General features: G+C 37.7%; 6 protein-coding genes. 4 read left to right on the forward strand and 2 right to left on the reverse strand.

The annotated features are described in order from the left end of the window. Window positions 1–10: 10 nt before the first annotated feature. Window positions 11–301: a hypothetical protein gene (locus AACY61_RS04725; RefSeq protein ID WP_339610435.1), complete on the reverse strand. Its 291-nt coding sequence runs from the start codon at window positions 299–301 to the stop codon at window positions 11–13. Window positions 302–493: 192 nt separating this feature from the next. On the opposite strand from AACY61_RS04725, the gene AACY61_RS04730 reads away from it, so the two are divergent. The 3 genes from AACY61_RS04730 (at window position 494) to AACY61_RS04740 (ending at window position 4,932) form a co-directional block, all read left to right on the forward strand. Then, the gene (locus AACY61_RS04730) at window positions 494–2,665 is read left to right on the forward strand and encodes a S9 family peptidase (protein ID WP_339610436.1); all 2,172 of its coding nucleotides are present in this window, start codon (window positions 494–496) and stop codon (window positions 2,663–2,665) included. A gap of 31 nt (window positions 2,666–2,696) precedes the next feature. Continuing rightward, on the forward strand, window positions 2,697–4,283 hold the full coding sequence (locus AACY61_RS04735; protein WP_339610437.1) for a peptide MFS transporter: 1,587 nt from the start codon (window positions 2,697–2,699) through the stop codon (window positions 4,281–4,283). Between the two features lie 109 nt (window positions 4,284–4,392). Next, entirely contained in the window at window positions 4,393–4,932 is a 540-nt protein-coding gene (locus tag AACY61_RS04740; RefSeq protein WP_339610438.1) for a thioredoxin fold domain-containing protein, read from the forward strand. Between the two features lie 8 nt (window positions 4,933–4,940). Here the strand turns inward: AACY61_RS04740 and AACY61_RS04745 are convergent, their stop codons facing one another. Continuing rightward, entirely contained in the window at window positions 4,941–6,968 is a 2,028-nt protein-coding gene (locus AACY61_RS04745; protein ID WP_339610439.1) for a ComEC/Rec2 family competence protein, read from the reverse strand. Between the two features lie 154 nt (window positions 6,969–7,122). On the opposite strand from AACY61_RS04745, the gene AACY61_RS04750 reads away from it, so the two are divergent. After that, on the forward strand, window positions 7,123–8,411 hold a 1,289-nt coding region (locus AACY61_RS04750), incomplete at its 3' end, for a S9 family peptidase (RefSeq protein WP_339610440.1).

Below are 8,411 nucleotides of genomic sequence, written 5' to 3' on the forward strand. Positions count from 1 at the left end.
ATAGCCATTTTTATGTGTTAAATGTGATTTTAATACTGATGAAACTTTCTTCAATCACCATTGGAATGGTAAATAAACGTCCGTTGATTAAAAAATTGGGGGCAACCCCAAAGGGTAAATAAAAATTGCTAATGGTGTTTTCAATAAACTCATCGTGAAGCTGCTGCAATTTATGGTTGCTGTTCCAATAAGCCAGCAGTACTTCTTTAAACGATGCATCCTCATTAAAATAATGTGTAATAAGCCAATCAATTTTTTGATGCTTACTGAGTTTTGAAAATCCGCTGACAGGTTTTGACATAATTCTTGAAAGTTTCTCTCTGCAAAGATAAAATTTAAGAAACATCAAATGATTATTCTGAAATTGAATTCTGACCTCCGGATGCCGAATAAAGTTTCATCAGTATTAAAATCACATTTAACACATAAAAATGGCTATTTTTTGGAGATTTTTTAGTAAACTTGACCTTGCAATTTTTTTAATAAAGAACCTATGCGTTTTTCCAAAGCGATTATCCCCCTATTATTACTCTTTACTACAGCTGTTTATCCTCAATTAAAAACCATCACCCTTGAAGAAATATGGGGTGGCGAATTCAGTACCCAAGGTCTGGAACGACTGCATTCACTGCAAAATGGAAATCAATATACGGTTTTAAATTATGACCGGAGCAACAGGGCTTCTACAATTGATGTCTATGACTACAACACAGCCGAAAAGGTAAAAACCCTGGTGAATTCTGTGAGTTTGGATGCAATTGACCAAATTGTTTCATACACCTTTAGTAAGGATGAAAAAAAACTATTGATTGCTACTTCACTGAAATCAATCTACAGAAGATCCACATTGGGTAAATACTATGTATTCAATCTTGAAAACAATGAGCTCACACTGGTTTCAGACAACGAAATTCAGGAACCAATGTTTTCACCTGACGGAACGAAAGTAGCTTATGGGTTTGAAAACAACCTTTTTGTTAAGAATTTAATTACCGGCGAAAAGTTTCAAATCAGTTTCGATGGAAAGAAAAACCATATTATCAACGGAATTACAGATTGGGTATATGAAGAAGAATTTGCCTTTGTTAGGGCATTTGATTGGAATGTAGGCAGTGATAAAATAGCCTATATCCGGTTTGATGAAACTGAAGTTCCCGAATTTTCAATGGATGTTTATGGAAGTGACTTATATCCAAAACAGGAAGTTTTTAAATACCCAAAGGCCGGTGAAAAAAATGCCGAGGTTTCTCTTCATATTTATGACCTCAATACAGGGAAAACCTCTCAGGTTGATCTTTCTGAGTATGAAAGTTACTACATTCCCAGATTGCAGTGGACCAATGAACAAAATAGTTTAAGTGTCCAGCTCACCAATAGAAAGCAAAATCAGCTCGATCTGGTTATTGTGGATGCTGTAAACAATACCTCAAAACGCATTCTGAAAGAAACAGACGCTGCTTATGTGGATGTTACAAACGATTTGACCTTTTTAGATGATAACAGTTTTATCTGGACCAGTGAAAAAAGTGGATGGAACCATATTTATCATTATGATAAATCCGGAAAACTACGTGACCAAATCACAAATGGAAACTGGGAAGTTACCCGTTACTATGGTTTTGATGAAAATACCAATCGAGTTTTTTATCAAAGCACTGAAAACGGCAGTATCAACCGAGGGGTCTATTCAGTTAAACTAAACGGAAATGGAAAAACAGCGTTGGCTGCAAACCCCGGAAGAAACGAAGCTTCCTTCAGTGCTGATTTCAGTTTGTTTATTCATACTTTTTCCAATACAACTACACCACCGGTGTATACGTTAAGAAATGCTGCAACCGGGAAGCAAATCAGAGTCATCAAAGAAAATACAGAGCTTACAAAAAAACTGAACGGCTATAAAATTTCACCAAAAGAGTTTTCAACGATCACAATCAATGGTGAAGAGCTAAATATGTATGTAATTAAACCATTAGATTTTGATTCTGAAAAGCAATATCCTTTGTTGATGTATCAATATTCCGGACCCGGGTCCCAATCAGTTACAAATACATGGAACGGAACCAATGATTACTGGCATCAAATGTTGGCACAGCAGGGCTATATCATTGCTTGTGTAGATGGACGAGGCACCGGATTAAAGGGACGTGACTTCAAAAAAATGACACAAAAAGAGTTGGGTAAATATGAAACCATCGATCAGATTGATGCTGCCAAGGCTTTAGGTAGCAGGTCCTATATTGATGCCAATCGCATTGGAATCTGGGGCTGGAGTTATGGCGGTTTTATGTCTTCAAATGCCCTTTTTCAGGGAGCAGATACCTTTTCACTGGCAATTGCTGTGGCTCCGGTTTCAAGTTGGCGGTTTTATGATACTATTTATACAGAACGCTACATGTTAACGCCTCAGGAAAACCCTGATGGCTATGACAAAAACTCTCCCATATCTCATGTAGATAAACTGGAAGGGAGCTATCTGCTCGTCCATGGAAGTGCTGATGATAATGTGCACGTGCAAAATACCACACGACTGGTAGAAGAATTGGTACAAGCCAACAAAGATTTTGAATGGGCTATCTATCCTGATAAAAATCACGGAATTTACGGTGGCAAGACCCGCTTGCACCTATACAATAAAATGACAAACTTTATTTTACAAAACCTATAAAAAAGAATATTAACTAATTAACTGAAATTATATGGAATTTAAATTTGGAGGTTCGATTGACAATCAAAAAACAGTACTTGGACATCCAACAGGATTGTTTGTTTTGTTTTTTACAGAAATGTGGGAGCGCTTTTCCTATTATGGAATGCGTGCCCTGTTAGTACTGTTCTTAGTTTCTTCTGTACTTGATGAAGGATGGGGCTGGGATCGTGCAGATGCCTTAATCCTTTATGGATGGTATACCTCATTGGTTTATATTACTCCCATATTGGGTGGGCTCATCGCCGATAAAATAACCGGGTATCGAAAAGCGGTGTTTTTAGGTGCACTCATTATGACCTTAGGGCATCTTTCGATGGCATTTGAAGTTTTTGCTGATCCTTTTTTCTATTTGGGTCTCGTCTTGTTAATTGTTGGAAATGGACTATTTAAACCAAATATTTCATCGATTGTTGGTCAGTTATACAAAACTGAAGGTAAAGAAAAAGATGCCGGATACACCATTTTCTATATGGGAATTAATGCCGGGGCCTTCCTGGGCATTATGCTTTGTGGTTACATTGGTGAAAAAGTAGGCTGGCACTGGGGCTTTGGTCTGGCTGGTATTTTTATGTTTTTTGGTATGCTGCAGTTTTATTATGCGCAAAATATTTTCGGTAAAATTGGATTGAAACCTGCCAAAACAGACAGCTTTATCGACAGTGCTCCAGGAGTGGATATTCAGGAAGATGAAAACCCCGATGTTGAAGAAGTTGAAGTACCCAAAAATGTAAGCAATGACCGTCTTAAAGTGATCGGAATATTTGCATTCTTTACCATTTTCTTCTGGTGGGCGTTTGAACAGGCCGGAGGCTCGATGACCATTTTTGCAAAGGATTACACTGATCGTGTTCTGGTAGATAACGGGGCCTTAATATTTAAAATATTCAACACCTTATTAACTGTCGTTCCTCTGGTGATTATTACCTGGGTGTTAATCATGCTTTTCAAACAAACATTTAAAAAATATGGACTATCAAATATTTTTCTGGGAATCAGTTTTGTGATTATTTGGGCCATTGTCATCTGGATGTTATACCGCGAATTCAATTCAGAGCAATCTGAAGTGCCTGCTTCCTGGTTTGGAATCTTAAATTCATTCTTTATCATCGCATTTGCACCCCTGTTTTCAAAGCTTTGGGAAAGTAAATACAACCCCTCAGGTCCCGTAAAATTTGCTGTCGGACTTATTTTACTCGGTTTAGGGTTTGGAATTCTGGCCTATGGGTCGCTCTCAATCCCACAGGGCGCTTCAACGGCTGCAGTTAGTATGATCTTTTTGGTGCTGGCTTATCTTTTCCACACATTAGGAGAATTGTGCCTGTCGCCGGTTGGCTTGTCGTATGTAAGTAAACTATCACCAAAAAAACTGGTCGGATTGATGTTTGGAATTTGGTTTGTATCCAGTTTCTTCGCAAACTTACTGGGAGGTTTTACAGGAAGTTACATCGATGTCATCGTTGCAAAATATTCCATGGCAACCTTCTTTATGATATTTACATTAGTACCCATTGGTGCAGGTATAGTGATGTTATTACTGAATGGTAAACTCATAAAAATGATGCACGGAATCCGTTAAAGAATTCATACAAGTTTTTATCTCTAAAAAGCGTTTCATATATTTGGAACGCTTTTTGAATACTAAGATTCAAGGTTGAATATTTTTCAACCAAACAAAAAACAGAACAATGAAACAAATCCTATTTACAGTATTATTTTTTTTCACAATCACTCTAAGTAATGGTCAAGAAATAAAATGGATGTCAATGAATGAAGCTCTTGCAGCTCAAAAAGAAGAACCCAAAAAAATATTTGTAGACGTCTACACAGTTTGGTGTGGTCCCTGCAAATTGCTGGATAAGAATACTTTTTCAAATAAAGATGTTATCAACTACATCAATAAACATTTCTATCCTGTAAAGTTCAATGCTGAAGGGAATGAAGAAGTGACCTACAATGGGTTTACCTATACAAACCCCCAGTATCAACCCGGAAGGAAAGGCAGAAATGCAACACATTTATTCACAAGAGCACTTAAGGTAACCGGATATCCAAGTCTGGCGTATTTTGACGAAAAAGGTACATTTATTCAAGCTGTGGCAGGGTACAGAACCCCACAACAACTGGAAATATTCCTTAAAATGATGGCGACCGATGATTATAAAAAGCTTACTACTTCAGCTGCCTGGAACGAATATCAAAAAAACTTTAAACCTACGTTTCAATAAAACATCTCTTATTTAAATAATACAGCTCCCTCAGTACCCGTATGGTGAAAAGGGAGTTTTCTTTTTTTACAGCTCTCCCGCCAACGCTTTACATAGGATGTGTAATTACTACCGTCTGCAATGATTCTTCCGGGTTGAATGGAATCCAACATGCGCTCCAAATGGATTTTTGGACTGTTTCTCAAAATCACCACGTCTGTCCCTTTTGCGTCTGTTGGATAAACACCCAAACTATCTATTACCAAAAACCGAAGATCTCTGAATTTAAAACAGTTTGATACTGAATCCCGTGATACCTTTTCGATAGATGAATGGATGATATATCGTTCCAGCAGTCGTTCTTCAAAAACTTTGGAAGAATCTAAATTGGTTTGTACTTGTAAGTCGGTTCCGTTTTTAATACCGATGATACTAAATCGGCTTTTGTGAAAAATCACCAGTTCCTGTGAAGAACTTCGGTATACTTCATACATATAAACTGTTTGTAAAATGACCACAGAAACCAGAAAGAACACAATCCGGCTATGGTTGGTACGCTGAAACATTAAAATAAAACCAACAATCACCAAATATAGAACTATCACTTCCGTAATAGAAAGACTTAGGCCATCAAAATAAAAGTTATCCTGCTTTGCTACCCATTTGATGAAATCAATCTTATACTCAAGTAGGCTTGTGTAGGCTTCAACAATCAAGTTGGGAATTCTCGTAAACTGGCTTCCAATTATCAATAAGATTCCGGTTCCTAAAACAATTCCTAAAAAGGGTAAAATAACCAGATTGGTAATAAAAAATAATCCTGGAAAATGGTTGAAGTAATAAATACTTAAAACTGCGACACCTGTTTGTGCAGCAGTAGTCACCGTGATTGTTTCCCAGATCTTTTTGTCAATATAATATTTCGGACTATAATATCTTTGTAATAACGGATTGATCCAAATGATTGCAAAAACAGCCAGATAACTCATTTGAAATCCAATATGAAACACCAAATTGGGATCTATAACCAGCAATACAAAGGCAGAAGCAAGCATGGTGTTGAAAGTGCTTGTTTCACGAGTGGCTTCCATGGCGTAGGTTAAAAAAGAAAACATCAGTACTGCCCGCAATACTGATGGTGACAGGCCGGCAATGAGTGCAAACCCCCATAGGCAGGCTACCACCAGCATAACTTTGACTGATTTGCCATAGCGCAAACGTTCAACAGGCTTGAACAAAAACTGAAAAAACAACATTACTATCCCCACGTGCAAACCAGAAACAGCCAGGATATGCACAGCGCCCGCGGCTGCAAAATCTGCATAAATCTCAGGCGATAAGTCTTGTCGTTGTCCAAGAAGTAAGGCGTTGATGAGTATGAGTGCATTGCCTGAAAATCCATTAGTATTCAATTGTGTGTTAATACGGTTTCTCACACTCCCCGCAATTCCCCTTAAGGTAATGCTGCCTTTTGCTTGCTTTAAAACCTCTGACGAATTTATTTTTAATTGATGGTAAATCCCCAATTGTTTCAAATAAGCTCCGTAATCAAACTGATAAGGGTTTTTAACTACCGGTACAGCTTCGATCGGGGTTTTTACCAAAATCAAGTCATCGACTTGGTACCTTTTTGACAAGCTGTCTTTTACAACCAGCACTAAAAAATCACCTGTAGCAGCTTGCTCATTGAAAGTTTTACAGGATGCAATGTATTTGTTGTAGTACAGGTCGGGTTTGAGCTGTGACTTAATCTTTAGTTTGAGTAAAGGGGTAGAATCTGTTTGAACAAAACTGTAATGTGAAGGATGATTTATCGGCTGATGATACTGATACAACCAAGCACCTAAGAAAAAGAGAACTCCATAAGCAAAAAGTCCAAAAAGTATGTCTTGAAATAATTGTAAACGAGCTCTGAACCAGAAAACGATCAATAAAAAAATAGAAGCTATTAAAACTTTGAATATCGTGGGCTCTGAAACTCCTATATAATGACTACATAGGATTCCCATTACAAAAACAAGGGTGATTTTAAAAGCCGTGTAATTTACCAATCGCATAACCAATACAATAAAGTAGTTAATACTGCGGCAATTACTTTTTAATTATTCTGGGGATATATACAGGGGAGTTGTTCTGAGTTCCTATCAAATTTAATTAATTTTTTTTAATTACTTTTAGTGCTTGTTCAATTTCGCTATTCAAATGTATACCATGAAAAATTTCAGCATCTTTTTACTAGTAGTTTTCAGCATCGGTTTTTTAAATGCGCAAGAGGTAATGACACCTCAAAAACTTTGGGAACTGGGCAGGGTATCACCACTTGGAATCACTAAAGACGATCAATCTTTAGTCTATAGAGTGACCACTCCTTCGGTTGAAAACAATGACTTTTCAAGTAAAACATATCTAATACCGCTTGCCGGTGGAACTTCTACCGAACTTCAGGATTATAGTAAGCTCATCGACAACCCAAAGATTTCGCCTGACGGAAAACACGAACTGTATCATCGGGCAGTAAAACTTCAGAAAGTCCTGGGTAAAGATTACTATGAAGAAATGGACGAATCCAATGTGTTGATCTATGATGCCCTCCATTACCGCCATTGGGACACATACAATACCGGTGAATTCAATCATGTGTTCTATAAAAAAGTGGGTGAGGAGGAAGGAACTGACATAATGAAAAATGAGCCTTACAATACGCCACAAAAACCTTTTGGTGGAAGCTCAGATTACACCTGGAATGCAGACGGAACCAAAATACTGTATGTCAGTAAAAAACTCACCGGAACTGAATATGTAAACAGCACAAATACTGATATTTATGAATATGATTTAGAGACCAAAGAAACCAAAAACCTAACCGAAAACAATCCGGGCTATGACAAATACCCTGCCTTTTCTTCCAAGGGGAATTTAGCCTGGTTGCAAATGAAGCGTGATGGTTATGAAAGTGACAAAAACGATCTCATAGTGAGGCACAATGGCATGGATATGAATCTCACGGCAGGCTGGGATGGAACTGTCAATTCTTTTAAATGGAAGCCCGATGGATCCGGTATTTATTTTGTAGCGCCTTCGGGCGGAACCGTGAATCTGTTTGAAGTCAATTTTCCCGGTAACACCAAAAGAGCTATCGTGGTCCAAGAAGTTGCCAAGGGTAGTTTTGATATCACCGGGATTGTAGGTTTTTCAAGGGGCAATATCATCCTTACACGAACCGACTTTAATCATGCCACTGAGATTTTTTCGTTGGATCTAAAGAACAAAGAATGGAACCAGATTACGCAGGTAAACGAGGCTGTTTACAATTCAATTTCCCTTAGTCAAGTAGAAAAAAAGTGGGTACCAACTACAGATGGTAAAGAAATGCTCGTTTGGGTGATTTTTCCGCCCAATTTTGATGCAACAAAAAAATATCCTACGCTTTTATACCTTCAGGGAGGTCCACAAGGTGCATTGAGTCAGTTTTATTCCTTTAGATGGAATTTTCAGGTAAT

Source organism: uncultured Planktosalinus sp. (assembly GCF_963973675.1).
GTDB lineage: Bacteria > Bacteroidota > Bacteroidia > Flavobacteriales > Flavobacteriaceae > Planktosalinus.

Excerpts from the sequence above, each read along its gene's own strand:
- AACY61_RS04725 (WP_339610435.1), bottom strand. The coding sequence starts at position 301 with ATGTCAAAACCTGTCAGCGGATTTTCAAAACTCAGTAAGCATCAAAAA.
- AACY61_RS04730 (WP_339610436.1), top strand. The coding sequence starts at position 494 with ATGCGTTTTTCCAAAGCGATTATCCCCCTATTATTACTCTTTACTACA.
- AACY61_RS04740 (WP_339610438.1), top strand. The coding sequence starts at position 4,393 with ATGAAACAAATCCTATTTACAGTATTATTTTTTTTCACAATCACTCTA.
- AACY61_RS04735 (WP_339610437.1), top strand. The coding sequence starts at position 2,697 with ATGGAATTTAAATTTGGAGGTTCGATTGACAATCAAAAAACAGTACTT.
- AACY61_RS04745 (WP_339610439.1), bottom strand. The coding sequence starts at position 6,968 with ATGCGATTGGTAAATTACACGGCTTTTAAAATCACCCTTGTTTTTGTA.